The sequence below is a fragment of the Streptomyces sp. NBC_00005 genome, from assembly GCF_045160215.1.
Lineage (GTDB): Bacteria > Actinomycetota > Actinomycetes > Streptomycetales > Streptomycetaceae > Streptomyces.
Genome location: NZ_CP108316.1, coordinates 736,592 through 762,872, shown reverse-complemented (window position 1 = coordinate 762,872; position 26,281 = coordinate 736,592). Strand labels below are relative to the sequence as shown.

The 26,281-nt window shown below is 68.5% G+C and carries 26 protein-coding genes; 17 read left to right on the top strand and 9 right to left on the bottom strand.

Annotated features, from left to right (window positions below; translation table 11 throughout):
- Positions 1–20: 20 nt before the first annotated feature.
- Positions 21–2,783 carry an AAA family ATPase gene (locus OG303_RS03895; protein ID WP_405864724.1) on the bottom strand — a complete coding sequence of 921 codons (2,763 nt, stop codon included), beginning with the start codon at positions 2,781–2,783 and terminating at the stop codon, positions 21–23.
- A gap of 136 nt (positions 2,784–2,919) precedes the next feature.
- Between OG303_RS03895 and OG303_RS03890 the strand changes: the two genes are divergently transcribed.
- The 4 genes from OG303_RS03890 to OG303_RS03875 all read left to right on the top strand — a co-directional run bounded on the left by OG303_RS03890 (position 2,920) and on the right by OG303_RS03875 (position 5,992).
- On the top strand, positions 2,920–3,372 hold the full coding sequence (locus tag OG303_RS03890; RefSeq protein ID WP_405864722.1) for a hypothetical protein: 453 nt from the start codon (positions 2,920–2,922) through the stop codon (positions 3,370–3,372).
- A 31-nt stretch (positions 3,373–3,403) separates the two neighbouring features.
- Positions 3,404–3,943 (top strand): RNA polymerase sigma factor, encoded by a 540-nt coding sequence (locus tag OG303_RS03885; RefSeq protein ID WP_405864720.1) that lies wholly within the window; start codon positions 3,404–3,406, stop codon positions 3,941–3,943.
- The gene (locus OG303_RS03880; protein ID WP_405864718.1) at positions 3,930–4,670 is read left to right on the top strand and encodes a hypothetical protein; all 741 of its coding nucleotides are present in this window, start codon (positions 3,930–3,932) and stop codon (positions 4,668–4,670) included. Before OG303_RS03885 ends, OG303_RS03880 begins: the two co-directional genes overlap by 14 nt.
- A gap of 131 nt (positions 4,671–4,801) precedes the next feature.
- A complete protein-coding gene (locus tag OG303_RS03875; RefSeq protein WP_405864716.1) occupies positions 4,802–5,992 on the top strand; it encodes an MFS transporter in 1,191 nt (396 codons plus the stop codon).
- Between the two features lie 233 nt (positions 5,993–6,225).
- On the opposite strand, the gene OG303_RS03870 is transcribed toward OG303_RS03875, so the two are convergent.
- The 3 genes from OG303_RS03870 to OG303_RS03860 form a co-directional block, all read right to left on the bottom strand.
- A complete protein-coding gene (locus OG303_RS03870) occupies positions 6,226–6,672 on the bottom strand; it encodes an SRPBCC family protein (protein ID WP_405864714.1) in 447 nt (148 codons plus the stop codon).
- A 389-nt stretch (positions 6,673–7,061) separates the two neighbouring features.
- The gene (locus tag OG303_RS03865) at positions 7,062–7,229 is read right to left on the bottom strand and encodes a hypothetical protein (RefSeq protein WP_405864712.1); all 168 of its coding nucleotides are present in this window, start codon (positions 7,227–7,229) and stop codon (positions 7,062–7,064) included.
- A gap of 399 nt (positions 7,230–7,628) precedes the next feature.
- Positions 7,629–8,963, bottom strand: coding sequence for an alpha/beta fold hydrolase (locus OG303_RS03860; protein WP_405864710.1), 1,335 nt, complete (start codon positions 8,961–8,963; stop codon positions 7,629–7,631).
- A gap of 68 nt (positions 8,964–9,031) precedes the next feature.
- On the opposite strand from OG303_RS03860, the gene OG303_RS03855 reads away from it, so the two are divergent.
- The gene (locus OG303_RS03855; RefSeq protein WP_405864709.1) at positions 9,032–9,649 is read left to right on the top strand and encodes a TetR/AcrR family transcriptional regulator; all 618 of its coding nucleotides are present in this window, start codon (positions 9,032–9,034) and stop codon (positions 9,647–9,649) included.
- A gap of 481 nt (positions 9,650–10,130) precedes the next feature.
- On the opposite strand, the gene OG303_RS03850 is transcribed toward OG303_RS03855, so the two are convergent.
- Both OG303_RS03850 and OG303_RS03845 read right to left on the bottom strand, forming a co-directional pair.
- Entirely contained in the window at positions 10,131–11,624 is a 1,494-nt protein-coding gene (locus tag OG303_RS03850; RefSeq protein WP_405864707.1) for an MFS transporter, read from the bottom strand.
- Entirely contained in the window at positions 11,621–11,920 is a 300-nt protein-coding gene (locus OG303_RS03845; protein WP_405864705.1) for a hypothetical protein, read from the bottom strand. Before OG303_RS03845 ends, OG303_RS03850 begins: the two co-directional genes overlap by 4 nt.
- A 185-nt stretch (positions 11,921–12,105) precedes the next feature.
- Between OG303_RS03845 and OG303_RS03840 the strand changes: the two genes are divergently transcribed.
- The 3 genes from OG303_RS03840 to infA all read left to right on the top strand — a co-directional run bounded on the left by OG303_RS03840 (position 12,106) and on the right by infA (position 14,526).
- Positions 12,106–13,161: an RNA polymerase subunit sigma-70 gene (locus OG303_RS03840; protein WP_405864703.1), complete on the top strand. Its 1,056-nt coding sequence runs from the start codon at positions 12,106–12,108 to the stop codon at positions 13,159–13,161.
- 352 nt (positions 13,162–13,513) lie between these two features.
- Positions 13,514–14,305 carry a GNAT family N-acetyltransferase gene (locus tag OG303_RS03835; protein ID WP_405864701.1) on the top strand — a complete coding sequence of 264 codons (792 nt, stop codon included), beginning with the start codon at positions 13,514–13,516 and terminating at the stop codon, positions 14,303–14,305.
- Positions 14,302–14,526 carry a translation initiation factor IF-1 gene (gene infA, locus OG303_RS03830; RefSeq protein WP_010981942.1) on the top strand — a complete coding sequence of 75 codons (225 nt, stop codon included), beginning with the start codon at positions 14,302–14,304 and terminating at the stop codon, positions 14,524–14,526. Before OG303_RS03835 ends, infA begins: the two co-directional genes overlap by 4 nt.
- Here the strand turns inward: infA and OG303_RS03825 are convergent.
- Positions 14,523–14,822, bottom strand: coding sequence for a transposase (locus tag OG303_RS03825; protein ID WP_405864698.1), 300 nt, complete (start codon positions 14,820–14,822; stop codon positions 14,523–14,525). The genes infA and OG303_RS03825 overlap by 4 nt on opposite strands.
- 41 nt (positions 14,823–14,863) lie before the next feature.
- Between OG303_RS03825 and OG303_RS03820 the strand changes: the two genes are divergently transcribed.
- Together OG303_RS03820 and OG303_RS03815 are read left to right on the top strand one after the other, a co-directional pair.
- Positions 14,864–15,205: a hypothetical protein gene (locus OG303_RS03820; protein WP_405864696.1), complete on the top strand. Its 342-nt coding sequence runs from the start codon at positions 14,864–14,866 to the stop codon at positions 15,203–15,205.
- Positions 15,206–15,402: 197 nt separating this feature from the next.
- A complete protein-coding gene (locus OG303_RS03815) occupies positions 15,403–15,981 on the top strand; it encodes a GNAT family N-acetyltransferase (RefSeq protein WP_405864694.1) in 579 nt (192 codons plus the stop codon).
- Positions 15,982–16,226: 245 nt separating this feature from the next.
- Here OG303_RS03815 and OG303_RS03810 read toward each other — a convergent pair whose 3' ends face one another.
- A complete protein-coding gene (locus OG303_RS03810) occupies positions 16,227–16,568 on the bottom strand; it encodes a hypothetical protein (protein ID WP_405864692.1) in 342 nt (113 codons plus the stop codon).
- Between the two features lie 402 nt (positions 16,569–16,970).
- On the opposite strand from OG303_RS03810, the gene OG303_RS03805 reads away from it, so the two are divergent.
- Entirely contained in the window at positions 16,971–17,210 is a 240-nt protein-coding gene (locus OG303_RS03805) for a hypothetical protein (protein ID WP_405864690.1), read from the top strand.
- Between the two features lie 134 nt (positions 17,211–17,344).
- Positions 17,345–17,845, top strand: a complete 501-nt coding sequence (locus OG303_RS03800) for a GNAT family N-acetyltransferase (protein WP_405864688.1) — start codon at positions 17,345–17,347, stop codon at positions 17,843–17,845.
- Here the strand turns inward: OG303_RS03800 and OG303_RS03795 are convergent.
- Complete coding sequence (locus tag OG303_RS03795) at positions 17,829–19,703, bottom strand: hypothetical protein (RefSeq protein WP_405864686.1); 1,875 nt, start codon at positions 19,701–19,703, stop codon at positions 17,829–17,831. The two genes, OG303_RS03800 and OG303_RS03795, sit on opposite strands and share 17 nt — an antisense overlap.
- A gap of 276 nt (positions 19,704–19,979) precedes the next feature.
- Here OG303_RS03795 and OG303_RS03790 point away from each other — a divergent pair, with 276 nt between their 5' ends.
- The 5 genes from OG303_RS03790 (at position 19,980) to OG303_RS03770 (ending at position 25,811) form a co-directional block, all read left to right on the top strand.
- Positions 19,980–21,005 carry a LacI family DNA-binding transcriptional regulator gene (locus OG303_RS03790; RefSeq protein WP_405864684.1) on the top strand — a complete coding sequence of 342 codons (1,026 nt, stop codon included), beginning with the start codon at positions 19,980–19,982 and terminating at the stop codon, positions 21,003–21,005.
- A gap of 134 nt (positions 21,006–21,139) precedes the next feature.
- Positions 21,140–22,735: an FAD-dependent oxidoreductase gene (locus tag OG303_RS03785; RefSeq protein ID WP_405864682.1), complete on the top strand. Its 1,596-nt coding sequence runs from the start codon at positions 21,140–21,142 to the stop codon at positions 22,733–22,735.
- Positions 22,736–22,752: 17 nt separating this feature from the next.
- Positions 22,753–24,021 carry an ABC transporter substrate-binding protein gene (locus OG303_RS03780; protein ID WP_405864680.1) on the top strand — a complete coding sequence of 423 codons (1,269 nt, stop codon included), beginning with the start codon at positions 22,753–22,755 and terminating at the stop codon, positions 24,019–24,021.
- A gap of 7 nt (positions 24,022–24,028) precedes the next feature.
- Entirely contained in the window at positions 24,029–24,982 is a 954-nt protein-coding gene (locus tag OG303_RS03775) for a carbohydrate ABC transporter permease (protein WP_405864678.1), read from the top strand.
- The gene (locus OG303_RS03770) at positions 24,972–25,811 is read left to right on the top strand and encodes a carbohydrate ABC transporter permease (RefSeq protein ID WP_405864676.1); all 840 of its coding nucleotides are present in this window, start codon (positions 24,972–24,974) and stop codon (positions 25,809–25,811) included. Before OG303_RS03775 ends, OG303_RS03770 begins: the two co-directional genes overlap by 11 nt.
- The last annotated feature ends 470 nt before the right edge of the window (positions 25,812–26,281 follow it).

Sequence of the window (26,281 nt, the reverse complement as noted above, 5' to 3'; positions counted from 1 at the left end):
GAGTGCCACCGACTTGGCCGTCAGGGGCGGGCCAGCGCTCCGCGGAGCTTGTTCCGCGAGGTGACGTCGAGCTTGGTGAACACCTTGTGCAGGTGCCATTCGACCGTGCGAGGGCTGATGAACAGCTCCGCGCCGATCTCGGAATTCGTCCTTCCCTCGGCGGCCAGCCGGGCGATCTGCGCCTCCTGCGCGGTGAGGGCCTCACGCACGTCGACCGTGCGCTGCCGTACCGTCTCGCCGGTGGCCAGGAGTTCGCGACGGGCGCGCTCGGCGAAGGCACTTGCTCCGAAACCGTGCAGCATGTCGTAGGCGGTGCGCAGGTGTTCGCGCGCGTCGACGCGCCGGTTCTCGCGGCGGAGCCACTCGCCGTACACCAGGTGGGTGCGAGCGAGGTGGACCGCGATCCGGCTGCGCTCGAGGTGCTCGATGGCCTCGCGGTACAGCAGGTCGGCGGCCGGACCGTCGCTGAGCAGCGCTCTGGACCGGGCCACGACGCCAAGGCCCCAGTCGGTGCCGCTGGCGCCGGCCTGTTCCTCGAGTCGGTGCAGGGCCGCCGCGGCCGCCTCGGGGGCATCACTGCGAGCACCCGCCTCGACCAGCTCGAAGAGGGCGAACCCGAAACCCGCCAGTTCCTCGTGCTCCCATGCCCGTTCGGCCCTGGCCAGGGCGTCCTGGTAGCGGCCGAGGCCGTTGTACAGCACCGCCAGCAGGTAGTTGGCCAGCCCGATCGCTCGCCCTTCGCCCCAGGCCATCGCGTCCTGGGCGCGGCCCTCGATCCACTCCGCCACCCGGACATCGTCGCCACGCCAGACCATGAGAAACGCTGTGGGGTACCCGAGGGGCGAGTTGCCGGTCACCTCCGTGAGGGTGTCGGACTCGTCGATCAACGCCGAGGCGAGGTCGAACTCCCCGGCATGCACATGCAGGACGGCGCGGTAGGAGAGGGCCAGGGGAAGGAAATTGAGCGCGCCGGTCTCGCGAGCCGCCCGGACCGCGTGCGTGGTCACTGCCTGCCATGTCTCGTCGTCCCACATGTCGCCTGCGACCAGCCACGTCAGCCAGAGCCAGCGCATGACGTCCTCCTCGCCCTGTTCGGCGGCTCGCCGAAACGCCCGCAGCGCGAGCTTCAACAGCGGCGCACCCTGGACGTAGCCCTCGGTGAACCGCGTCGCCAGACCGTCGAGAAGGAGGTCCGTCAGCCGCGGAGGCTGCGGTGCGCGCGGTGCGGCGCGTGCGGCCTCGGCCACCTCCCGCAGTCTGGCACGGCCACTGAGACGACCGGCGACGACCGCTGCTCCGATCGCTTCGAGATACACCTCGCGCGCCTGCCCGTCGTCGACGCGTTCCAGTCGCCCTGCCGCGTCGAGCAGCAGCGGCAGGGCCTGACCGCCGCGTCTGCGCGCGAAGACGATCTGGCCGCGGAGCCGGGCCAGCTGGGCCTGCTGGACCTCGTCCAGCGGGCCCAGCTCCGCGGCGGCGAGGAGTTCGAGCGCCGTGTCGGGGGCCCCTGCCTCGAAGGTGGCCTGCGCCGCGGCCGCCGCCCGCGTTCCGCGTCTGGCCGGATCGGGCGTCAGCTCGGTCGCCCGTCTCAGGAACGCGGCTGCCGCCGCGAGACCGCCGCGCGCCTGGGCCCGGTCGGCCGATCGCTCCAGCTCGCCCGCCACGGCCTCGTCGGGCTCGACCGCCGCGTGGGCGTGATGCCAGGCCCGACGGTCCGAGTCGGAGTCGGGATCGGTGGCCTCGGCCAGCGCACGATGGACGTCCCGGCGGTCTCCGGGGTCGGCCGCGCGGTAGGCCGCCGAGCGCACCAGCGGATGACGGAACCGCACCTGGGCGCCGAACTCGATCAGCCCCGCCGCCTCGGCCGCCCCCACGGCGTCCGGCGCGATGTCGAGTTGCTCGGCCACCCGCCGCAGCAACGGCACGTCCCCCACCGGCTCGGCGGCCGCCACCAGCAGCAGCCGTTGCGCCGCGTCCGGCAGCGAACCGATGCGCCGCAGGAAACTCTGCTCGATCTGACTCGCCAGCGGCCGGGCGTCCGGACGCCCGAACCCGCCGGCCAGCTCTGCCGCGGTCGACCCCCGCGTCAGTTCCAGCAGGGCCAGCGGGTTGCCGCGGGTCTCGGCGACGATCCGGTCCCGGACGCGCTCGTCCAGCCGTCCGTGGACCACCGAGTCCAGCAGCGCACGCGCGTCGTCGTCGCGCAGACCCCTGACCACGAGCTCCGGCAGCGCCACCAACGGGTCATCACCCGGAGTGGGCGCCGAGGTACGCACCGCGAACACCAACGCCACCCGCTCCGCGAGCAGCCGGCGCGCGACGAAGGCCAGTGTCTGCGCGGAGACCCGGTCGAGCCACTGCGCGTCGTCCACCACGCAGACGAGCGGCTGCTCCTCCGCCCCATCGGCCAGCAGGCTGAGCACCGCAAGCCCGACCATGAAACGGTCCGGCGCGCTCCCCGCGCTCAGACCGAACGCGATGGCCAAGGCATCCCGTTGTGGGCCGGGAAGGCGATCGAGGTGCCCCATCATCGGCATGCACAGCTGGTGCAACCCGGCGAACGCCAGCTCCATCTCGGACTCGACGCCGGCAGCCCGCAGGATCTGACATCCTGACGCGGTCCCCACCAGGTACTCCACCAGCGCGGACTTGCCGACCCCCGGCTCGCCGCGCAGCACCAGCACCTGGCTCTGACCCGCCCTGGCGCCGGCCACGACCTGATCCAACGCCCCGCACTCGCCACGTCGGCCACGCAGCTCGCGTCGAGGAGCGCTGCCAGCCATCCACCACCACCGCGCAGGTCAAGGGGCAGAACCAGACCCTGATCAACTCGGACCGTCCCCATCATGCACCCGTGCGCGCGGCCCGGACAACCACCGCCTTGCCTCGGCTGAGGCCTCATGAACTGCTGGTATCGGCATGATTGCCAGGGGGACCATCAGGGGTGAGGCAGGGAAGAAGTCCCTGGAGCAGGCCGATGAGGCGCGCCTTGTCGCCGGCTCGCGCCGCGGCGAGGAAGGCTTTGAGCAGCCCATCTCGCTCTACTGCATCGACCGGGTGGTGCCGTTGTTCGGCGAGGTGCCTGCGCGCCCGGTGCCGCGCGTTGACGTCGCTGAACTCGAGCGTTTCGGCGATTGCTCGGAACGGCTAGCCGAACGCCTCGCGCAGTACGCGTACGGCGCGTTCGACTACGGCGCGTTCGACGGGGGACAGGCGTTCCATCAGGAGCAATGCGCCCCGGTCCCGCACCTGCGCCCGGTCGGCGCCCTGCCGGCGGACCCACACATCCTGAACGGGAGAAAGGGGCAAGGAGGAGGGCAACGCGCACGCCAGCCCAAGCACCCGTCCCGGGAAACCCGTCGCCGGTGGTAAGCGATCGCGGTGTGGTGGACATTGCTGGGTTATGAATGCGGATGAACGCAGTGAGCAGTTGGAGCAGCTGTTCCGGCAGACGTTCCGTCGAGTGATGGCCTACTGCTTGCGCCGGACCGGCGAGGCGGCTGCGCATGACGCGGTCGCCGAGGTGTATGTGGTGGCCTGGCGCAGACGGCGGCATCTGCCCGCGGACAATGACGCGGCGATGCTGTGGCTGCTGGGCATCGCGCGCCGTGTACTCGCCAACCAGGCCCGCAGTCAGCGCCGTTGGACCCGGCTGCTGCGGAGGGTGGCAGAACAGCGCGATCCACCCTGCACCAGCCCTCCGGATGACGACGGCGATGAGCTGGCGGCGGCGCTGGACAAGATGTCGGCCCCCGACCGGGAACTGCTGCGCCTGGCCTACTGGGACGACCTGTCCCGCCATGAGATCGCCACGGTGCTCGGCATCTCCGTCGGCGCGGTCGACACACGTCTGCACCGAGCCCGGCAGCGGTTACGCGAACGGCTGGCCGCGTCGAGCTCCCACCCCACTGCGACCGAGGAGAAGGATCATGTTGAGCGATGACGAACTCACCCGGAAGCTCCGGGACAACGATCCGAATCCCGCACCGACGACGACCGACCCGCAATCGCCGATCGCCGATCGCATCCTGGCGACAGTGCGGCAGCGCACCCGGCGGCGGCGCAGGCGCGCAATGGTCCTGGCGCCGGCAGTCGCCCTGGTGGTGGCCGGCGCCACCGCCGGTACGTATGCCTGGGTGGCCGGGGACGGCAAGGGACATACGCTCGACTCGACGGGACTGACCTGCGTCGGCTCGAAGAACGCCGATGCCGTCATCGACTTCGATCCCGTCAGCGACGATCCTGTGAAAGCGTGCCGGGGGATGTGGAAGGACGCCTTCGGTACGCCCGCGCCCGACACACTCACCGCCTGCGTGGACAGCTCACGGCAAGGCTCCATCCAGGTCTATCCCGGCGGCCGCGAGCAGTGCGCACGCCACCACGCGGATCCCTATCGCGGACCGACCCGTGAGCAACTCAACCTTGCCCACTTCCGCACCGAACTCAGGACGAAGTTCGCCAAGCGCACCTGCGTCAGCTACACCGAGTTCCGGAAGGTGACCAACAAACTCCTCGCCGAGTACGACCTCACCAAGTGGTCGACAGGCCATTTCCAGACGGCAGACAAGGAACCGGAAGGTGCCTGTGCCGAGATCGTCTACTACGACGAGCCGGCACGGAAGATCTGGCTCGGTGACGCCAACGCCGGCGACCCGATCAACCTGCCATAGCCGTACTCACCGCAGGGAGTGTCATGGATGGGGAGTGTCATGGATCAGGTGTGGGTCTCCTGCCGACACTCACCCGTGCCGGTGGTGTGGCGGGTGGGTGCGGGGTGGCGTGCGGGTTTACGGTCGGCGGCATGGATGGTGATCGGCGGGGGTGGCGAGCGTGTCTGCTCGGCGGGGCGGTGTTCGCCGTGTGTATGGCAGGCACCACGCTGCCGACCCCTCTCTACCCCCTCTACCAGGAGAAGTTCGCCTTCTCCGAGTTGACGGTGACCATCGTGTACGCCGTGTACGCCTTCGGGGTCATCGGCGTACTGCTGCTGATGGGCAATGCCTCGGACGCGGTGGGCCGGCGTCCGGTGCTGCTGTGGGGCCTGGGCTTTGCGGCGGCGAGCGCTGTCTGCTTCCTGTGTGCCACAGGGCTGGGCTGGCTGTATGCGGGACGTCTGCTGTCGGGGCTGTCCGCCGGTCTGTTCACCGGGGCGGCCACGGCGTACGTGATGGAGCTGGCACCGTCCGGCGGCGCCTCGCGGGCCACGTTCGTGGCGACGGCAGCCAACATGGGCGGGCTGGGCTGCGGCCCGCTGCTCGCCGGAGTGCTCGCGCAGTACGCTGCCTGGCCGCTCTACCTGCCGTTCGTCGTGCATCTCGCGCTGGTGGCCGGCTCGGCCGCCGTCCTGGTGCGGCTCGCGGAGACCGTACGGGACCTGCGTCCGCTGAGCACCGTACGGCCGCAACGCCCCAGTCTGCCCGCGCAGGTACGGTCGGTGTTCGCGCCCGCGGCGATCGCAGCGTTCGCGGGGTTCGCGTTGTTCGGGGTGTTCACGTCGGTCAGTCCGGCGTTCCTCGCGAAGTCCCTGGATGTGGACAACCATGCCGTGAGCGGGCTGGTCGTCGCGCTGGCCTTCTTCGCCTCGACCGGCGGACAACTGGCGGTGGGCCCGGTCGGTGTGGGGCGATCGCTCCCGGTGGGCTGCGCCGCGCTCCTGGCCGGACTGGCGCTGCTTGCGGGCGCGCTGCGGTGGGACCTGATGTCGCTGCTGGTGCTGAGTGCGCTCATGGGCGGGGGCGGGCAGGGCCTGGCGTTTCGCGGGGCGCTGTCCGCGGTTGCCGAGGCGTCTCCGGCGGGCAGCCGCGCGGCGGTGATCTCGACGCTGTTCGTGGTGGCCTACACGGGCATCTCCGTGCCGGTGATCGCGGTGGGTGTGCTGACTGGTCCCATCGGCCTGGAGGGCGCAGGGCTGGTGTTCATCGCGTGCATGGCCGTCCTGGTCTCGACCGCGGCCGTCTACCTGCTGCGGCGGCCGGTACCGGCGAGAACGTGAGCACCTACGGACACGGTTGCCCACGTATGCCTGTCTGCGGATTCGGTCCACCCGCCGGACGGACGCGCTGTACGACGTTCTACGTGGGGAGCGCGGCACGCATCACTGTGATCGTCGGGGAGACCGATCGTCTGCGACCGGCTTCGCACACGGTTGAGTAGCGGCGTCACATGCTTCGAGCAGACGTCGAAGCGCCGGCCCTGACCGTCGCTTTGTACCTCGGGCTCGGCCTCTCAGGACGCCTCCACCGCCGTCTTGATCCGCTGCCCGAACGCGGGCGCGTCCTTGCGTGCCGCACTCAGCGCGAAGCCCACGAGCAGTTTTCCGATGCCATGCCCCTCGAGGACATTGAAGATCCTCAGCTTGGTCGTGCCCGGACCGGTGGACTCCAGGTCGTAACCACCTTCGTCCGCCGTCACGATGTTCTTCGAGGCCTCTGCCCAGCGGATTCGGTGGGGAGCCTCGAATTCGGTGATCCGGAACTCCCGGCCGGTCTTCATGCCTGCGTCCTTGACCGTGCTCGTAAAGACCGTGCCCACTGCCGTCGGTCCTTCCGGAGTCTTCGTGATCGCCTGGACCCTCGGGCTGAACTTGGGGTCGTTCGTACCGGCGGAGAGGAAGGCGAAGACTTCTTCGACAGGGCGATTGATCTCGGCTGTTGCCTCAAACTGACCGGCCACGATTCCTCCTGTGCTGCGGTCGCTGGAATTTCGGCTGAGCGCAAGCTGATGTGCCGAGCCCCATCAGCCTATCGGCGCGGCTCCCCCTGCGCTCCTGATGGGCGCAACAACTCGGGCATGGCCCTACAAGGGCTGTGGATCTGCGCCTGCCGGTGGGGTACGTGCACCGGGTCGGGGCGTGGTGCGGCAGCCGCAGGAAGCGCAGAGGCCCAGTACCGGCTCATGCCTGAAGGATCGGATCGTCGGCCGTCCTCGGGTGGCGTGGTGCGGGCCGATGATGTCTTCTTCGGCCCGCAGGTCTGCAGGTCCTGGTCTTTCGCTTCCGCAGGAGCGTGGTGCGGCGAGGCGACCGGTGTTGGGACTCTGGCCGGGTGGGGGACTGGACGGCTTCATCCGGCCGGAATGCCGGAGACTGCCGCCGCGGCAGCCGAGCCCGCCGCGCCGGCGGAGCCGAGCCAGGCGAACGTCTGGGTCAGGACGGCCGAGTGGACGGTCGACTCGGTGAGCCCGGAGAAGAGCACCAGAAGAGGCTGGAGCGTGGCACCGGTGAGGACCACGACCAATCCGAGCCCGAACGGTGAGCCGACCGTGAGCCAACAGCAAAGTGCCGGGCATCAACGCACTGGTCGCCGCCAATAGTTGTACCGGGGAGTGGCACGCCACCCGCGCCACCCGCACAGTCCGTACAGCCAGCCGACCAGCAGACCGCTGCAACTGGGACACGGCGAAGATCGGGACCGCGCCGCCCGGCGCACCGTGCTCCACCACGAAGGCGGTCACCGACACCTGTTGGGCACCGAAGAAGACCCTGATGGCGAGTTCGAGGCCATCAGTACGACGACTGAGCTGCGCGGCAACGACCGGTCCTTATGAGGTCGTTCTTGGCTGTACCTGGCGCAGGGCCTGGACCGCTTCGAGGGTTCGCCCGCCGTTGCCGGTGACGGGCTGCAACGTCGTCATTTGTGATCGTGCAGGAAGGTAGGGATCTCGTCGCGGGTCGGGTAGTTCGGCAGGGGGGCCGGCTCGGCCTGAAGGAACGCAGTGATGACGGCCGCGGCTCGGTCGTTGTTGTCGTCCAGGCCGTTCCACATGTGGTGTCCGACTCCGGGCATGTACTGCGTGCGCTGGATTGCGGGGTCATTGGCAAGGATGGCGGTTGCCCATTGACGGACCTGGGAGGAGCACTCGGCGATCATCAGCATCGCGGGAGTCCGGGACTGCCTCAGTTGCGGTGTGATGGAGGGCGAGTCCTTGACCGTCTGCTGGACGCGGAGACTTGCGGCGGGGCTGAAGGAGAAGTTCTGTGCGGTCTCCTCGGCGGGGATGCGGTGCGCGTCGCGCGCGCAGTAGGCGGATGAGGTGTCGCTGCCGAGGTCTGCGGCGGTGAAGGCGTTGTCGCCTTCGGCCTGTCCGATCAGTCCGGTGTCGGGGGTGAGGAGTCCGAGTCGCATCAGGCCGAATGCCACGGCGTACCGGGGGACGTGCGTCGATCGAGGTCCGGTCACGGCCGGCGCGAGGCCCCGTGCGGTTTTTCGGCCCTTGTGCCCGGTGATGTGTGCGGTGGGGCCGTCCATCGGGCCGGGCTCGGCGATGATCGCCCGGTGCAAGCGTGCGGCGACGCTCGGGTCGGCCAGGGCTCGGGTGAGCACGACCCCGCCTGATGAGAATCCGAGGATGTCGACCTTGCCCTTGTTCAGGCGGTCGACGAAGGCGGCGAGGTCGCGGACCGATCTGGAGATCGTGTACTGGCCCATGGGGAGGAGGTCGCTTCGTCCGCCACCGGCCTGTTCGTAGGCGTAGACGTCGTAGCCCTGGCGTGCCAGGAGTTGCAGGAACCGGTGGTCGAGCACCGAGATGCCACGGACCGGTCCGCCGTTGAGGTACACGAACGGGATGGGATGCCGGGTGCGGGGGTTCGCGGGCGGGTAGTGGTACACCGCGACCCGGCTGCCTGTGGTCAGGCTCCAGTGCTGCGTGGTCACGAACGGCAGGGCGGGCGGGTACCGCCGGGCCGTCGGCACGGTCGGGATGCAGACCGACACCGTTAGTGCGGCCGCGACAACCACGGGCAGGAACGGCACGAGCCGCGCCGGCCAAGTGCGGCGCCGACCCCGCCACATGGCGAGGACAGCCCCGACTCCAAGGGTCGTCAACCATGCGGCGAGCCCCGAGCCTGCCCCGTCTGTGAGGGCGATCAGTGCGAGAAAGACGACGAGCAGCATCGCGACGGCGGCCAGGGCCAGCAGTAAGCGTCCGGTGAATCGGACGAGACGTATGGCGGACGTGGGCACGGCGGACCTCCGACAGTTTCAGAACGCTGTTTCAAAACGACGTTATCAGAGAGGGTAGGCTGCGGTCCGTGGGTAGGCCGAGAACAAACGACGAGGCCGTCAAAGAGCGGCTTGTGGTGTGCGCGACCGAGATGCTCGCCACTCGTCCGCGGGAGTTGGTCACGGTCCGCGCCGTGGCCGCTGCTGCGGAGGCATCGACGACGGCGGTGTATTCCTTGTTCGGTGGCAAGGACGGGCTGATCGGTGTGGTGCGCGACAGAGCCGTCGCCGGCCTGTTCCAGGACGTGTCGGCGGTGCAGACCTCCGCGGACCCTCTCGCCGACCTCTACGCGCTGGCCGTCGCCTACCGTCGTTGGGGGCGCGGACACAGCCACCTGTACACGGTGCTGTTCGGTGGTGTGCAGTCCTTCGACCCGTCGGGGGAGGTCGGTGTCGGCGACCCGATCCGTCCGCTCCTCGCGGCGATCGATCGCGCGTTGGCGGCGTCCGTCCTCGTCGGCGAAGCAACGTCGATCGCCCTGTCGATCTGGGCCACCCTGCACGGGCTAGTGACTCTCGAATTGGCCGGGGCCCTCGACGCCGCCACGGCCGAGGCCGCATTCCGATCGGCGATTCACGCCACATTGCGCGGATGGACGACCCCGGCGGTGTTCCACAGTCTTCGCCAAGTCGAACTCGCTCCCTGACAGGATCAGGGCCGGCATCCGAACCCACCTTCCCGGTCTCTGCTGGGGCAGGGGTGCGTGGTCGGTGAAGACCGGCATACCAAGGTCGACCAACTGCGGCTCACCATCGGTCGGAGCCCGCTTGAGGCTGTGGAGCTTGGCCATCGCAGCGTCGAAGCTGACCTGGAGTCCCTGGACCTCGCCGAGCCAGCCGTTGGCTCGGGCCTCGCGGATGCGTACTCGGAGGTTCTGGATGATCTCGATGAGGCGCGGGGTCGCTGGCGGGAGTCCACCTGGAGGACGGAGCAGCGGACGCCCCGTTGACTGAACGAACCCTGGAGGTTCTGCAGTTCAGAGGGAAAGTGGTGTCCACGGTCGCCACGGTCACCGGTCGTGACGAACGATGCGTCCGAGCGGGAACTGGCCGCCTTGGTGGTTCCTCGGGGGGTCGGAGAATCCCGGGATGGCATTGAACGCCATCCCGGGATTTCGTTGTCTTGTGTTATGCGGGGTCGTAGGAGGGTTCCAGGTTTTGTTGGGTTTCTGGTGTGGCGGCGGGTTCGCCGCGGGTGTTGGAGGCTCGCAGCGCGATGGCTCCGGCTGCCACGAAGCAGAGGGCGCTGACGAGCAGGGCCCGCTGGAATCCGGCGGTGAGTGCCTCCGGGGGCGGGGTGTGGGCGGCCAGCAGGTGGCTGGTGCGACTGGTCGCGATCCCGCTGAACACCGCCAGGCCGAGCGCTGACCCGAGCTGGAAAGAGGTGGTGATCAGGGCCGCGGCCAATCCGGACTGATCCTCCGGCACGCCCGCGTTCGCGGCCGTTTGCACACCGGCATACAGCAGCCCCAATCCGGTCGCCATGACCACCAGCGGGGCGAGCAGGTCGCCGAGATAGGTTCCATCCACTGGGATGCGGGAGAGCCAGAAGATGCCACCGGCAGCGAGCACCGCACCGGAGACGATGATCGGACGGGTACCGGTCCGGATGAACATCTTCGTCGCCACGGTGGAGCCGAACCCGATGCCGACGGTCACCGGCAGATACGAGAGCCCGGTCCGCAGTTGGGAATAGCCCAGGACGTTCTGCATGTACAGAGTGACGAAGAAGAACATCGAGTAGAACCCGGCCCAGGCGATCACCTGGGTGGCGTCGGCCGCGGCCAGGCCCTTGATCCGGAAGATCGACATCGGGACCAGTGGATGGGTGCGCCGCTGCTCGTTGACCCCGAACGCGGCCGTCAGCACCGCCGAGGCGGCCAGCCCGCCGATGGTGCGTCCCGCACCCCAGCCCTCGTCCGGAGCCTTCACCAAAGTGAAGATCAGCAGCAGCATGCTCGCGGTGACCAGCACCGCGCCGACCGCGTCGAAACCGCCCGGCACGGACCGGCCGTGGTCGGCCTTCAGGATCCGGAACGCCCCGATCAGCACCAGCGCGCACAGCGGGAGGTTCACGAAGAACACCCACCGCCAGCCGAAGTCCTGGGTGAGCAGCCCGCCGAAGAACACTCCGACTGCGGCAGCCAGCCCGCTGATCCCGGCCCACACGCCCAGCGCCTTGTGCCGGTCGGAGTCCTGGAAGGTGGTGGTCAGGATGGACAGCGCGGCCGGGGACATCATCGCCGCCCCGAAACCCTGGGCGAGCCGGGCGCCGACCAGCAGCCCCTGGCTGTCGGCCAACCCGCAGGCCAGCGAGGACGCCGCGAACAGCGCTGTCCCGGCGATCAGCAGCCGCCGCCGCCCCAGCAGGTCCCCGGCCCGACCGCCCAGCAGCAGGAACCCGCCATAGGTGATCAGATAGCCGCTGACCACCCACTGCAGGTTCTGCACCGAGAACCCCAGATGCGTACGGATGGTCGGCAGCGCGACGTTCACGATCGAGCCGTCCACGACGTCCAGGAAGGTCACCGCGCACAGCAGCGCCAGCGTGACCCTGCCACGCCCGGTCGCCAGGAACGACCCTACCGGCGGCGCCGTCGACCCGGTCATGGCGTCGCTCACGACCCGGCGGCTTCCATCACGGGGCCGACCTCGACCCCGCCGCCGACCCGCAGCACCGGGCAGTCCTTGGCCAGCGCCAGCGCGGAGTCCATGTCCTCGGCGGACACCACCGAGTAGGCGACCATCCGGGAGCCGCTGCCGCCGACCTCGCCGAGCGAGGCGTAATCGGTCACCGCATTGCCGACGTCCACCAGGGCCGAGCCCAACGCGCCGAACCAGGCCTGCCACTCGGTCGGCGTCCCGGCGTGGGGCGTGTAGTCGGAGGGCACACGGAAGGAGAAAACGTACCTGGCCATGATCTGTGGTCCTGTTCTGTGTCCGGGGCGCGCCCCGGACCGGGACCGCCTCCAATCGGGTAGACGGCGGCACGGCCATGAATTGGGCGCGCGGACACCGCCCAATTCGCGGGCCCGGCGGCGTCGGTATCGATAGACAAGCCGAACGCGCCCTGCGGAAAGAAGAGAAGCGAGGATGCCTGCCGATGGAGATGGACACGACGGACCTGATCGCTCAGGCTCGGGCCGGCGACCACAACGCGTTCCGCGACCTGGTCCAGGGCCACTCGCACGAGTTGCAGGTGCACTGCTACCGCATCCTGGGATCCCTGCAGGACGCCGAGGACGCACTCCAGGAGACCCTCGTGTCCGCCTGGCGTAACCTCGGCGGCTTCGGCCAGCAGTCCTCGCTCCGGACCTGGCTCTACAAGATCGCGACCAATCGGTGCCTGAGCATGTTGCGCGCCGACAGCCGACGCCCCCGCATCGCCCCGCCGCTGCCCCAGGCCACCCTGCCCGAGCCCTCCGGCGCCGGCGATGCCCCGCCCTGGCTGGAGCCCTACCCCGACGTCCTTCTCGACCACCTCGTCGACCAGCGCCCCGGACCGGAGGCCCGCTACGAGACCACCGAGGCCATCTCCCTGGCCTTCATCACCGCCCTGCAACTGCTGCCCCCACGCCAACGCGCCGCGCTCGTCCTCCGCGATGTCCTGGGCTACCACGCCGCCGAAGTCGCCCAAATGCTCGATGCCACCCAGGAATCGGTTCAAAGCGCCCTCAAACGAGCGCGGGCCACCGTCGACAACCACCTCGCCGACTCCAGCAGCACCGGCAGCAGCACGGGCAGCAGCGGCACCGGCAACCGCAGGCCTGCACGCCAACCCGACACCGCCGCCGAACACCGGCTCGTCGCCCGGCTCACCGACGCCCTGGAACACGCCGACCTGGACGCCCTGATCGAACTGCTCGTCAGCGACGTGAGACTCTCCATGCCCCCGGCCATGCTGGAATACCGCGGCATCGAATCAGCCCAGCGCTTCTTCGCCGCCGCCACCTTCCGCCCCGGCCGCACCTACCGCGTGGTACCCACCCGCGCCAACGGCCAGCCCGCCCTCGGCTTGTACCTGGCAGACCCCCACGCCAGTGTCTACCGCGCCTACGCCCTCCTGGTCATCACCACCGCCGGCGACCAGATCACCGCCATCACCGGCTTCAACACCAACGCCATGACGCGCTTCGGACTACCCCGAACCCTCCCCTAAACAGATTGACAGACTTCTGGCGCCACCCTGTTGTCCCGCGCATGAAGGCAGAGCTCGGATGGTTGTCTCAGGCTTCTTCAACAGGGTGGAAGAAGGCTGGCTTGCAGCCTCATCTGCTGGAGACGCCTCAAGAAGACCGGATCATGATCTCGTTACGAGCTCATAGGAAATGATTTGAGCGAGGCGCCACCCCGCTGCTACTTTCGCGGTGGACCGTCAAATCGTCGTATGGAGGTGAGCCCCGTGAACACAGTTACCCATGGGTGCTCCCTCAACCCGTCACGGTCCGGCGGCTGACGTTCGGTGTCGCCAGGAGCGCCTGAGATCGAGGCACTCCTGGAGGGAGACTCCGATGAACACGAAGCCTTTCACATCTGGCCTGAGCGAGAACGCGGTGATGATCACACGTGTCGCGGACAGGCAATGGCATGCACTGGATGACGACCTGGTGGTCGGCCGCGGGCATGCGCAGCACCGGCCCGACGGACGCCTGTTCGTCAGCATCGACGCCTGGCACGACGCCGCCTTCGACCGGCTCGCCGAGGCGATGCTGGCACAACTGCCGGCGCCGCTGTACACGGTGGTCGACGAAGCCGACGCCGAGCTGACGGCCGGCTGGCGGCGGGCCGGGTTCACGATCCGGCGCCGCGAGTGGGAGTACGTCGTGCCGACCGACCCGCGGGTCACAGGGCTCGAAGCAGTCCTGCCGCCTTCGGGCGTGACGATCGTGGCCGCCGGCCAGGCGGACGAGAGTCTGCTGCGGGCGGTGGACCGCGCGATCCGCGACGAAGTCGAGGCGACCGTCGGGTGGCAGTCGATGCCCGCGGAGGTGATTTCCCGCCCCGAAGGCGACACCATCGTCGACCCGTCGAAGTACGCGGTGGCCGCGGCGCCGGACCGCTACCTGGGTCTGATCCGGGTGGTGACGGTGAAGCGGCCGCGCATCGGGCTGGTCGCGGTCCGGGCCGGCGAGCAGCGCCGCGGCATCGCGCGGGCGCTGCTGGCCCACGCGCTGGGGACGCTGCACCGCTCCGGGTTCGCCGCGGCCTGGACCGAAGTCCACGAGTCCAACCAAGCAGCCTCGGCACTGTTCGAGGGCATCGGCGCCCGGCCGCTGAGCAGCAACCTGGAGCTGGTGCGATGACGAAGAACAAGAACGTCATCGAAGTCGAGGGCAAGGTCGTCGAGTGTCTGCGCAGCGCCATGTTCACCGTGGAGCTCGAGAACGGCCACCAGGTGCTCGCGCACATCAGCGGGAAGATCCGCAAGAACTACATCAAGATCATGCTGGAAGACCGGGTGCTGGTGGAGCTCCCGCCGTACGACCTGACGCGCGGCCGGATCGTGTTCCGGTACCGGAACTAGCGGCGGTCGGCACCTTCCGCGGTAGCTGATCCTGGGGCCCCGGTCACGGCGCTTGCGTGACCGGGACCCCGATGATGGCCACATGGCCGCGGCGGCCGGCGCTCCAGCCGCCGCCAGCAGGTGTGGCCCGAGCCGAACTCCGGCTCCAGGGGCAGCAGTTGCCAGGCGATGTCGTTGTGCAGCACGTAGAGGATGCCCTGCAGGCACAGACTGTCCGGCACCGGCCGCGGGCCAGGAGCCTTCTCGGGCCAGGGCGGCAGCAGCGGCGCGATCAGCACCCGCAGGTCATCGTCCACCCTTCACGGCCGGGCAGCTGGCCGTTGACGTCCTGCGCCTGGTGATCGCCGTGGTGGTGCTCGCCGCCTCCGCCCACGACAACGCCTTCGACACCGCCGCCGAGGAGGTCCGGGTCACTCGCAAGACGCTGCTGGAGCTGCCCGATCTGCCACTGCCCGTACCGCTGGCCGCGAAGCTGCCGAACCATCCGGCCTACCAGCAGATCACGGAGGTGTTCGCCGCGGCCGATGCCCCGCTGCGGGCGCGGGCGGTGTGTGAGGCGATGGACGTGGAGATCGCTCCCAGCAACATCAACAACGTCCGTCTGATGCTCAAGCGGCTCGCCGAGCGGGGGATCCTGGCCGAGACCGAGCAGGGCCTGTTCACCCTGCCAAGGCCGTAGCCTCTACGGCGGGCCGCAACCAGCCTGCTCAGCCCAACCGAAAGGCCAGACCGGGCATCACCTCAGATGCCGCCCTCTGGGGGCGCTCGGCCGCGCCGATGAGCGGACTCGTCGTTCTGCCGGCCCGCCGAGAAAACCCGTTGCGAGTGACCCGCATCGGATGTCTGAATGATCGCCCACCGATCAAGGGAGGGAACGTGAGGACGTCGCTGCCCACCCCCTCGTTGCACACGGCTCGCCTTCGACTGCGCGCCTTCGAAGACGCGGATGCCAACGACCTCTTCGCACTGCACAGCAGCGCCTACGTGCTGCGCTACTGGGACGCGCCACCGTGGAGCGAACGCGTGCGCGCCGAGAAGTTCATCACGGCCTGCGGGCAGATGGCACAGGAGGGCACCGGGGCGCGGCTGGCCGTAGATCGTGTCTTTGACGGGGCGTTCATCGGCTGGTGCAGCCTGAACGGGTGGAATCCGGACTACCGCAGCGCATCGCTTGGCTACTGCTTCGCCGATGCGGCGTGGGGCCACGGCTACGCGACCGAGGCCGCGCGCGCTGTGCTGCGGTGGGCCTTCGACACGCTGGACCTCAATCGCGTCCAAGCTGAGACCGATACGCGCAACGTGGCTTCTGCCCGCGTGCTGGAGAAGCTCGGCTTCGTGCGTGAAGGGACGTTGCGGGAAGACTGCGTCGTCAACGGCGAGGTCTCCGACTCGTGGGTCTACGGGCTGATCAGGCGGGAGTGGCAGCCGTCGTCCGAGCCGGTTCCCGCCCACTGAGTTCCCTCGCCCGGCACCCGGTATCGGCCAACCCCAAGCAACTGATCACTGCGCCCCATCCACACACAACGGCGAACCGGACAAATGGTTACATACCGCCCTCTGAGTGCCCGCGGGTGCTGTTGCATCCGTAGAAGGGACAACGTCGGCCTCCAAGTCCACAATCGGGACGTGAAGGCCGACGTCACGCGAGGCCCTGAATCACCCGGCAGCATCCCGACGGGTTACCGGGCTTCCTCGTCGTATCAGGGCGTGTCCGTTTCGACGCTGACCCTGTACACCGCGACACCGGTGTTCCCCGGGTCGGTGCTGCAGACGGCCTTCGAGGTCTCGCCCTTGCGGGTGTCGACCCAGGCGCCGTACCTGGTGGCCTTCGTGCCGCGAGAGTCGATGCACACCACCTTCACCCGGTGGGTGTCGAAGCGGGTGACGCCCCCGGTGCACTTCGCGTAACCGGTCCCCTGGTTGCTGGATATCCAGGTGCTGCAGTTCGTTGCGGCCATGGCGGGCGTCGCCACACCGACGACAGTGCCGGCCAGGACGATGCCGGCCCCCACTGAGGCGGCGGCAAGCTTCTTGAGTTTCATTGGTCCTCCCCGTTGATCTCGATGAGATGTACCGCAGGCTGGTCTGACCTGCGGGGATGCGCATCTCCATCGCGCATCTTGCCAAGGGTCACCGGCGAACGACCGAAGCTGGAACGATCTTTGGAAGGCCATGATCGAGTCATGACATTCCAAGGGTCGTTCATGAGTTCCAAAAGGGGTCGGGTATGGACGAAGCCCCGCCTGGAGCATTCGGACTGGACGGTCAGGGCGGAGGCTTACGTCTGGCCGGGGAGGTGGACCCACTGTGTTCCGGCGTGAAGTCCGCCAAATTCCTCCTGGGCTGCGAAGACCGGGCCACCTTCGGGCGGTGCAAGCGGCGTTGGAAGGCGACGGTGTCCGGCGGGTGGTCTCGTCCTGGCAGAGGACCTGCGGGAAGTCGAGGTGTCCCAGCTCGCCACCGTGGACTTGGGCGAGGCGGACGTCCAGGGTCTCCAGCATCCCGGACAGCCGCAGAGCCTTGACCGACTCGCCCAGGGCGCCCTCGCCGGAATCACCGGCATCTGGCTGGACCGCGGCATCGACTTCGTCACCGGTGGACCATCGCCGACAGCAGACGAGACGGTCCCCCGCATCGAGCAGCTCACCGACCTCCCCAACCACCTATCACCCACGAACACTTGACCAGCTCTCACTGCCTTCACAACTGAGCATCCGGACGGCACCGACCACGCCAGGCACAAGGACTGGAGACTCCTGGAGGCAGTGCGGAACGCGGGCCCACAGTACGAAGTGCGACTCATGCGAAAGAGGAACCGGTGAGCAACACCGTTATCAACGCCGAGCCGGTCGACGCTGCTGACGGCCGGGAACTGCTGGAGGAGTATCAGCAGGAGCTCTTCCAACGCTGGAGAGGTCCGCTGCTGCACGGTCAAACCGAGGCGCCGGCGGGCAATACGGGACTGGTCCCACCCGGTGGGCTGTTTCTTCTGGCGAGGGTCAACAGTAGCCCGGCGGGCTGCATTGGCATCCGGGCGCTGTCCCCAGACGTCGGCGAGATCAAGCGCGTGTTCGTGCGCCCTGCGTTCCGCGGCCAAGGGATCGGCCGGAGTCTGCTGGCTGCCGTCGAAACCGAGGCCCACAAGCTTGGCCACACCCGGCTACGGCTGGACACCATGGAGGAACGTCGTGTCGACCCGAGAGGGAGGTTGGGGCGACGGGCAGTCGGCCGAGGCTGCTGCCCCTCGCCCCAACCTGCCGAATGCAGGCATGCCCCAGGGGGTGTTGGCGAGCGGCCCGGCGTCAGTAGGCGAGTCTGATGCTCACGTCGATCGTGCCGGCGTGGGGGACCTTCAGGATGTGCATCCTTCGGGTGCCGCCCAGGTATGTGATCGAGGCCGCCGCGATGGTGGCCGGGTGGGGCGTGCCCCAGCTGATGTGTACGACGCCGGGGCCGCGGTGCAGGTCGATGCCCGTTGCGGTGGCCGAGGCCGAGCCGCCCCACGGCACGGTGGTGCCGTTGGAGAAGACCACCCGGTCGGACTCCTTGAGGATCAGCGGCATGGTTTCCGTCGCGGATGAGGTGGCCCGTACCGAGCGCTGCACCAGGCCGTTGCCGACCTTTACGCCGGTGACCACCGATCCGCTTGGGGTGGAGAAGCGGAACGCGTAGGGCTTGCCGCCGAAGAACTGGCCGGTCTGCGGGCCGTCGGAGTCAGGGATCTGGCCGGGCAGCACGGTGGACCACACGCCGTAGTTGTTGTTGTTCAGGGATTGGATGATCGTGCCGGCTACTGGGTGCCAGAGGAACGCCAGGCCGGTGCGTGCGAGGGTGGTCGGTCTGGTGCCGAGGTAGGCGCCGAGGTAGACGTTGGGGCGGCGGATGTAGAGGAAGTCCTGGCCGTGGTCGGTGCGGTGCTCGGTGAAGTTCTTCGAGGCTATGTAGGGCACGGCCGCGATGGCCGCGCTCTTTGCCTGCCTGGTCGGGTAGCGCTCGCCGTAGATCGAGTGACTGAGGATCCGTGGGGAGGTGTCCTGCTTGACCAGGCCCGGCACCGGCGAGGTGTCCGCGGCCCAGGCGGCGCGGGCGGCGGCGAGGTCCTCGCGTGCGGACAGGAATGCTCCCAGTGCCGGCACGGCGGGGACGAACTGGGCGTTGAGAGCGGTGCGTTCGGGGTCGGGGCGGGTGTCGGCGTAGGCGAGTGTGCTGGTCCGGGTGGACGGTGCGATGTTGGTGAACCAGCCGGAGCCGTCGGGTTCGCGCAGCAGGTTGTAACCGAGCCAGTCCGTGTACTTCGCGGCCATCGTCACCAGGTGGCTGTTGTTCGACTGGCGCCACGCGTCCGCCAATTCCGGCAGCATCACCTCGAAGTTGTAGTTCATGTCCATGCCGCCCTTCTCGTGGAAGAAGCCGGCCGTGCTCTGCCCGTTGTCCGCCAAGCGGGCGAAGGCGTTGTTCAGCTGTGTGCTCAGGTCCGCGTCGGGGTTGGTTCTGAGCGCCAGGGCCGAGCCCGCGAGGCCCGCGGTGACCTGGTTCGCGTAGTGGATCGGGGTCTGCCACACGCCGTCGTTTGACGGGTTGAGAAGCCAGGTCATCGCGGAGTGCAGCGCCTGGGCGATCTGGGTGCGCCGGGCCGGCAGCAGGTTCGCTTCCTTGAGCAGGACGTGGGTCTTGCTGAGGTAGCCGAGTGCGAAGCCGGTGGCGGGCAGGGAGTGCTCGGCGGCGCTGTACTCCGACCATGAGCCGTCGGGGTGCTGGAGGCTCAGGTAGTGGCCGAGTGCCGCGTCCAGGCCCGCCAGCAGCGCCGCATCGCCCGCATACGGATTCCAGGAGCGGGCGTTGGTGAGGAACCAGGCCAGCGTGTAGACGTGTTCCTGCACTCGGGCGTTGTACGGCGCCGACGGCGTACGCCACCATCCGCCGCCCATGAAACCGAAGGTCGAAGGGTTGCTTCCCTCGATGTCGTTGACCATCTGGGCGAGGCTCACGAGGTAGGGGGCGAAGCGTTGTTCCTCGGCGGCGAAGGCGCCCCGGTGGGGTGTGCCGACGGGCAGGGGCGCGAGGTTGGGGAGGCTTCCCGTGGCCAGGGCACGGGGCGCGGGCAGGGCGGCCGCGAGCCCCGCGGCCCCGGCGGCTGTCAGCAGTGCGCGGCGCGACACGGAGGTTCCGTACTTCACAAGGCGGCTCCTGGGCGGTGAGTGAAGCGGTGCGTGCATGAGCGGTGCGTGCACGAGCGGTGAGCGAGGGCGGCGATGGTCGCCGGCGGTGCGTGACCGTTCGACTGATCGGACACAGTCGCCTTGTCCGGAGCAGCCGTCAAGGTGCTAATGCGAATTACTTCAGGTATTTGCTGTCGCGGTCGGACCTCTTGACGGGCCTGCGTCACGCGCTCTACGGTCCGTTCACCTGACTAGCAATGCGTATTAGCATCATCAATGAGGGGGCGATCACTTATGGGCCAGGCTCCCGGAAGGCTCACCCAGCGTGACATCGCCCGGCTCGCGGGCGTCAGCCAGACCACGGTCTCGCTGGTGCTCAACAACCGCGGGGACGCCGGTGCCCGGATCGCCCCCGAGACCCGGGACCGGGTGCTGCAGGTGATCCGGGAGACCGGGTACGCGGCGGATCCGCTGGCCCGCCGGATGCTCAAGCAGCTCAACCAGATCCTGGGCGTGTTCACCTACGAGCCGGTCTTCCCCAGCACCAGCGCCGACTTCTACCACCCGTTCCTGCGGGGCATCGAGGAGAGCGCGGAGCGCAGCGGATGCGATCTGCTGCTGTTCACCTCGGCACCGGTGCGCGACGGGCAGCGGCGGATCTTCCACGAGAACAACCGGCTGCGGGTCGCGGACGGCTGTGTCCTGCTGGGACGTGAAATTCCGTCGGATGAGCTCAGCAGGCTGGTGGCGGAAGGCTATCCGTTCGTCTGCGTGGGCCGCCGCGACGACGCCGACGGCCGGCCGGTGCCGTACGTGGGCGCCGACTACGTGAACGTGACCGCTCAACTCGTCGAGCGGGCCCGCGCCCTCGGACATCGGCGCTTCGCCTTCGTGGGCCCCGGTACGGGGGCGGAGTCCTCCGCGGACCGGCTCACGGGCTTTCGCCGGGCGGCCGGGGCAGAGGCGCTGTTCCTCTCGGCCCGGACGCCGGATCCGGCAGAGCGGCTGGCCCGGCTGTTGGAGGCGGGTGTCACCGCGGTGTTCGTGGAGGTGGAGGCCGAAGCGGTGGCCCTGGCGGCGGCCGCGTCGGGACAGGGCCTGTCGGTGCCGCGCGATCTGTCGATGGTCACCCTGGGCGACCCGACCATCCCGGTCGACTCGTCCCTGGACTTCACCGGGTTCCACATCCCCCGGCAGCAGATGGGGCAGCAGGCGGTGGAACTGCTGCTCGACGTGCTGCACGGGCAGACGTCCGCCACTCAGCTACTGCTCGGCTGCGAGCTGACGTACGGGGAGACCCTCGGCCCGCCCGCGTCCTGACGCCCCGGCAGGCGTGAGAACACGGGCGGAGAGCCGCTCCGGTCCGAAACATCCGCAACAACCGAACGCCCCTCTGAGTAACGCGCTTCTGAGCAACGCCCCATTGAGCAACGCCCCTTTGAGTGAGGAGACCCATGCACGCGGACGTCCTCGTGGTCGGTGGCGGCACCGGCGGTGTCGCGGCAGCGCTCGGTGCGCTGCGCGCCGGCCGGAGTGTGATCCTCACGGAGGAGTACGACTGGCTGGGCGGTCAGCTCACCAGCCAGGCCGTGCCGCCGGACGAGCACACATGGATCGAGCAGTTCGGCGCCACCGCCTCCTACCGGGCGTTGCGCGACGGGATCCGCGACTACTACCGGCGCCACTACCCCCTGACCGCCCGGGCCCGCGCCCGCCGTGACCTCAACCCCGGCGCGGGCTGGGTGAGCCGCCTGTGCCACGAACCGCGCGTGGGCGTCGCCGTGATCGACGCGCTGCTCGCCCCGTACCGCGGCAGCGGACGGCTCAGTGTCCTGCAGCCCTACCGCCCCGTGACCGCGGCCACCGACGGTGACCGGGTGACTGGCGTGACCCTCGCTCACCGCGTCAGCGGCGAGCAGATCACCGTCACCGCCGCCTACGTGCTCGACGCCACCGAGACCGGCGAGCTGCTGCCGCTGACCGGTACCGAGTACGTCACCGGCTTCGAGGCCCAGAGCGACACCGGCGAACCCTCCGCCCCGGAGGCCGCCCAGCCGCTGAACATGCAGGCCGTCTCCTACTGTTTCGCCCTCGACCACGTAGACGGCAACCACACCATCGACCGCCCCGCCTCCTACGACTTCTGGCGCTCCTACCAGCCCTCCTTCTGGGGCGCCCCGCTGCTGTCCTGGTCCGCCCCGCACCCGCGCACCCTGGAAGTCGTCGAACGCGGCTTCACTCCCAACCCCGGCGACGACCCCGCCGAGGTCGTCGCCGATCAGCGGGTCGGCGGGGGCGACATGAACCTGTGGACCTTCCGCCGCATCGCCGCCCGCGACAATTTCGTCCCCGGCGCGTACGTCAGCGACATCACCCTGGTCAACTGGCCGATGATCGACTACTGGGAGGGCCCGGTCATCGACGTCCCCGACGCCGAGGCGCATCTGGCCGCGGCGAAGGAGCTGTCGTACTCCCTGCTGTTCTGGATGCAGACCGAGGCCCCCCGAGCCGACGGCGGCACCGGCTTCCCCGGGCTGCGGCTGCGCGGCGACATCACCGGCGCAGCGGACGGCCTCGCCCAGGCGCCCTATATCCGTGAATCCCGCCGTATCCGCGCCGAGTACACCGTCGTCGAACAGGATCTGTCCTTGGATGTGCGCGGCGGCAAGGGGGCCATGAACTACCCCGACTCGGTCGGCATCGGCATGTACCGCCTCGACCTGCACCCCTCCACCGGCGGCGACACCTACATCGACGTCCCCTCAAGTCCGTTCGAGATACCGCTCGGCGCGCTGATACCGACCCGGATGGAGAACCTGCTGCCCGCCGGCAAGAACCTCGGCACCACCCACCTCACCAACGGCTGCTACCGCCTGCACCCCGTCGAGTGGAACATCGGCGAGGTCGCCGGACTCCTTGCGGCCCACTGCGTCGAACACAAGATCACCCCCCGCGCCGTACGCAACACCCCCGACCGGCTCGAGACCTTCCAGCACCTGCTCCGCGCCCACGGCGTCGAACTGCGCTGGCCCGACATCAGTGGCTACTGACCAGGAGAGACACCCGCATGAACTCCCAACGACAGCAGCGCACAAAGAAGTTCGCCGCCCTGGCCGCCACCGGACTCCTGGGCCTGACCGCCTGCGGCAGCGGCGGCGACAGCAGTAGCTCCGACAACGGGCCCGTGAGCCTGCGTATGACGGTCTGGTCCGGCGCCCCGGAGCATCTGAAGCTCCTCAACGGAATCGCCGACGCGTACCGCAAGTCCCACCCCGAAGTGAAGTCGATCAAGTTCGACGTCCTCCCGGTCGAGAACTACACCGAAACCCTCACCACCCAGATGGCCGGCGGCAAGGCCCCCGACCTGGCGTGGATATTCGAGAACTCCGCCCTCGACTTCGTCTCCTCGGGCGCCCTCAAGGAGGTCAAGGACGACCCCGACGTACTGCCCGCCGCCAAGAAGATCTGGCAGCAGGACGGCAAGCTCTACGCCTACCCCTTCTCCACCTCGCCCTTCGGCGTCTTCGTCAACCTCGACATGCTGAAGAAGGCCGGCCAGCCAAGCCCCGCCGTGCTGATCAAGCAGGGCAAGTGGAACTGGGACGAGGTCAACAAGATGGGCGCCGCCGTCCACACCAAGACCGGCAAGACCGGCATGGTCATCCGCGACTTCGACTACAAGGCCTGGGACAACCTCGCCACCTACTGGGACGGTTGGGGCGCCGAAGCCTGGTCGGCCGACGGCAAGACCTGCGGCTTCGACAAGCCGGAGATGGTCGAGGCGATGACCAGCCTGCACAAGGCGATCTTCGACGACGAGGCGATGCTCGCCCCCGGCACCACCGCCGACTTCTTCGCCGGCGAATCCGCCATGACCGTCACCCAGATGAGCCGCGCCTCCCTCCTCACGGACAAGTTCTCATGGGACTTCGTCCCGCTGCCCGAAGGGCCCAAAGGCAAGTACGCCGTGATCGGCCAGGCCGGAATCGCCGTGCTCGCCAAGAGCAAGCACGCCGACGCCGCCGCCGACTTCCAGGCCTTCATGACCAACAAGGAGAACTCCGCCAAACTCGGCGCCTACTTCCCACAGGCCCGCACCTCTCAGTTGAACGCCGCCACGCTCGCCAAGAGCAACGCCAAGCTCAGCGAGAAGCAGCTGGCCGACGTCGTCATCGACGGCATCAAGCGCGGCAAGGTCAAGCCTGTCCACATCGGCCAGGCAGAGATCTACGCGGCCGTACGCTCTGGCCTGGACGCGCTGTGGAAGCCGAACGCCGACGTACAGAAGATCCTGACGGGGGTCTGCAACTCCATCAAGCCGCAGCTGGAGCAGTGACCGCGCCATGAAGACCCTCGAACGACCCCGCACCACGGCCGCCGGCCCACCGGGCGATGCCCCTCGCGGCGGGAAGCCCTTCTGGACGTCCCGGCGCCGGGACCACCTTGCCGGCTACTTGTTCATTGCCCCGCAACTGGTCGGCATCGTCGTCTTCGTGCTGATCCCGCTGGTCCTGGTCGTCTGGTACAGCTTCCACGAGTGGAACGTGCTGGCCGGCACCTTCCACTCGGTGGGCACGGACAACTACCAGAAGCTGCTCGACGACCCGCAGTTGCCGGGTGTGCTGCGGGCCACGGCCTACTTCTCCGCCGGCCTGGTGGTCCTCAACCTCTCCCTCGCACTGGCGCTGGCCGTGCTGCTCAACCAGAAGCTGCGCGGCAGCGTCGTCTTCCGCACTGTGTTCTTCTCACCGGTCGTCGTCTCGCTCGTCGCCTGGACCATCGTGTGGGGCTTCCTGCTGCAGAAGAACGGCGGCATCAACGCCGGCCTTGACCTGATCGGCGTCAATGGGCCCAACTGGCTGCGCAGCGAGGGCACTTCGATGCTGTCGGCCGTCGTCGTGCAGTGCTTCAAGAACGTCGGCCTGAACATGGTGCTCTTCCTGGCCGCTCTGCAGGGAGTGCCGCGCGAGCTGTACGAGGCGGCGACCGTGGACGGTGCCGGGCGATGGCGGCAGTTCTGGCGCATCACGGTGCCGCTGATCAGCCCCACCATTCTGCTCACCTCGATCATCACGGTCGTCGGCTCGCTTCAGGTCTTCGCGCAGATCGCTGTGCTCACCCAGGGCGGCCCGTCCGGCTCCACCACCGTGCTCGTCTACTACCTCTATCAACAGGCTTTCAATTTCCACCACTTCGGCTACGGGGCGACACTCTCGGTCCTGCTGTTCGTGATCGTGCTGGTGCTGACCGTCATCCAGTGGCAGATGCGCAAGAAGTGGGTGTTCCATGAGTCGTAACCTGTCCACCCGCGCCAAGCTGCTGCTCTACGGCCTCCTGATCGTGCTGTGCGTGCCGTTCGTCTTCCCCACCTGGTGGATGGCGACGTCCTCGCTGAAGCCGGCCGGTGACATCTTCGCCTTCCCCCCGAAGCTGGTCCCCGACAACCCGCAACTTGACGCCTACCGCAAGGTCTTCGAACTGCAGCCGTTCGGCCAGCAGTACTTCAACAGCATGTACATCGCGATCGTGGTGACCCTGGGAACGCTCGCGGTCTCGTCGCTGGCCGGATACGCCTTCGCCCGCATCCGCTTTCCCGGGCAGAACGTCCTGTTCCTCGTGGTCCTCACCGGACTGCTGATCCCCAGCGAGGTCACCATCGTCCCGCTGTTCCAGATGTTCCACGACTGGGGAATGATCGACACCCACTGGCCGCTGATCCTGGTGCCGGTCCTCGGCGCGCCGAGCGTGCTGGCGACGTTCATCATGCGGCAGTTCTTCATCGCACTGCCCCACGAGCTGGAGGAGGCCGCGCGGATGGACGGCCTGGGTCGCTTCGCCATCTACTGGCGCATCGCCCTGCCGCTGGCCCGCCCCGCACTGTCCGCCGTCGCCATCTTCACCTTCCTGCACAGTTGGAATCTCTACCTGGAGCCGATCGTCTACCTCTCCACGCCGGAGATGTTCACCCTGCCGCAGGCCCTCACCCAGTACGTCGACGCCTACGGAGGACCCATGTGGAACGTCCAACTGGCGGCCGCCTCCCTCACCGCGCTGCCGGTGGTCGCGGTGTTCGTCTTCGCCCAGCGCCAGTTCGTGGAGGGGCTCGCGCATACGGGGCTGAAGTGACGCGAGGTGGTCGGCGGACGCATCGAAGCTCGCAGAAGGGGCCGGAGGCCGGAATGCTCGTGGCCGTCATGGCCGGGTAACCCATAGGTGCCGTCGTTCGGCCAGGTCCTCGGCGCCGACCACGGTCAGAACCGGGGTCCTTCGCTGCGCGAAAATGGTGACCACCGGCTGCGACTGTGTGTCCGGAAGGTTGGTGCCGCCCTGGTAGTGGATCACGTCGCCGCGGGGCTCGAACGGGGCATCGCCTGCCTTGAGTACCCGTGGCGGCTGCCCCTCCAGATCTCAGTCTGTCTCCGAGGGCGCCCGATCGATGCTCGGGATGTTGTCGTCGCGTCCTGGCGAGTGGGTACGGACGAGGCTTGAGTGAGTGTCAGGTCAATCATGCCTGTTCGGAGACGCTTTCGGTAGGACGTAGCGCACGCCCGTTCGGTCTTGTTGAGGGTAGTGCGGTGCCCGCAGAATCGTCGTCA

Coding starts and splice junctions, on each gene's coding strand:
- OG303_RS03810 (WP_405864692.1), bottom strand. CDS start 16,568: ATGAAACTCAAGAAGCTTGCCGCCGCCTCAGTGGGGGCCGGCATCGTC.
- OG303_RS03880 (WP_405864718.1), top strand. CDS start 3,930: ATGTTGAGCGATGACGAACTCACCCGGAAGCTCCGGGACAACGATCCG.
- OG303_RS03885 (WP_405864720.1), top strand. CDS start 3,404: ATGAATGCGGATGAACGCAGTGAGCAGTTGGAGCAGCTGTTCCGGCAG.
- infA (WP_010981942.1), top strand. CDS start 14,302: ATGACGAAGAACAAGAACGTCATCGAAGTCGAGGGCAAGGTCGTCGAG.
- OG303_RS03890 (WP_405864722.1), top strand. CDS start 2,920: ATGATTGCCAGGGGGACCATCAGGGGTGAGGCAGGGAAGAAGTCCCTG.
- OG303_RS03895 (WP_405864724.1), bottom strand. CDS start 2,783: ATGGCTGGCAGCGCTCCTCGACGCGAGCTGCGTGGCCGACGTGGCGAG.
- OG303_RS03780 (WP_405864680.1), top strand. CDS start 22,753: ATGAACTCCCAACGACAGCAGCGCACAAAGAAGTTCGCCGCCCTGGCC.
- OG303_RS03840 (WP_405864703.1), top strand. CDS start 12,106: ATGGAGATGGACACGACGGACCTGATCGCTCAGGCTCGGGCCGGCGAC.
- OG303_RS03790 (WP_405864684.1), top strand. CDS start 19,980: ATGGGCCAGGCTCCCGGAAGGCTCACCCAGCGTGACATCGCCCGGCTC.
- OG303_RS03845 (WP_405864705.1), bottom strand. CDS start 11,920: ATGGCCAGGTACGTTTTCTCCTTCCGTGTGCCCTCCGACTACACGCCC.
- OG303_RS03875 (WP_405864716.1), top strand. CDS start 4,802: ATGGATGGTGATCGGCGGGGGTGGCGAGCGTGTCTGCTCGGCGGGGCG.
- OG303_RS03785 (WP_405864682.1), top strand. CDS start 21,140: ATGCACGCGGACGTCCTCGTGGTCGGTGGCGGCACCGGCGGTGTCGCG.
- OG303_RS03835 (WP_405864701.1), top strand. CDS start 13,514: ATGAACACGAAGCCTTTCACATCTGGCCTGAGCGAGAACGCGGTGATG.
- OG303_RS03770 (WP_405864676.1), top strand. CDS start 24,972: ATGAGTCGTAACCTGTCCACCCGCGCCAAGCTGCTGCTCTACGGCCTC.
- OG303_RS03775 (WP_405864678.1), top strand. CDS start 24,029: ATGAAGACCCTCGAACGACCCCGCACCACGGCCGCCGGCCCACCGGGC.